The sequence below is a fragment of the Amycolatopsis echigonensis genome (assembly GCF_014174495.1).
In the GTDB taxonomy this organism is placed as follows: domain Bacteria; phylum Actinomycetota; class Actinomycetes; order Mycobacteriales; family Pseudonocardiaceae; genus Amycolatopsis; species Amycolatopsis echigonensis.
This window is the reverse complement of the sequence record NZ_JACJHR010000279.1, coordinates 1-430: the sequence shown is the minus strand read 5'-3', so window position 1 is coordinate 430 and position 430 is coordinate 1. Positions and strand designations below refer to the sequence as shown.

The window sequence follows — 430 nt, the reverse complement described above, 5'->3', positions numbered from 1 at the left end:
GGCAGGCGACGGTGACCACGGCGAGGCCACGGAGCCGGTAGGACGCCGGGCGGGACCGCCGGGGCGGCCGGGAGGTGCGCTTGCTCATCGGATCCCACTTCCGAACGCGTCGGTCCAGGGCTGGCCGACCGGCGATCCGGGCAACGGTGTCGGGTTGCTGGTGAAGCCCGGCGGCACGATGCCCGGGTTGACGTTCACGCTCGACGCCCCAGCCTGTACGTAGATGCGGCCGTAGTGGCCGTTGGCGTCGTAGTTAGCGCTCGCCGAACCCCAGTTGGACAGCAGGCCCACCGCTTCCGGGGTGAACGGACGCAGGAAGCTCAACGCGGGCATGAGGCTGCTCACGGCCGAGTTCAGGCCGGGCGCCGTCGCGTGCGCGGTGTCCAGCAGTCCCGGCGTGTAGTTCAGCAGGGTCTGCGCGTCGGCCAGA

The 430-nt window shown here is 71.2% G+C and carries 1 pseudogene; it reads right to left on the bottom strand.

The window, feature by feature from the left end:
* Window positions 1-84: 84 nt before the first annotated feature.
* Window positions 85-430, bottom strand: a pseudogene (locus tag H5411_RS46765) (MlaD family protein); the annotation flags it as partial.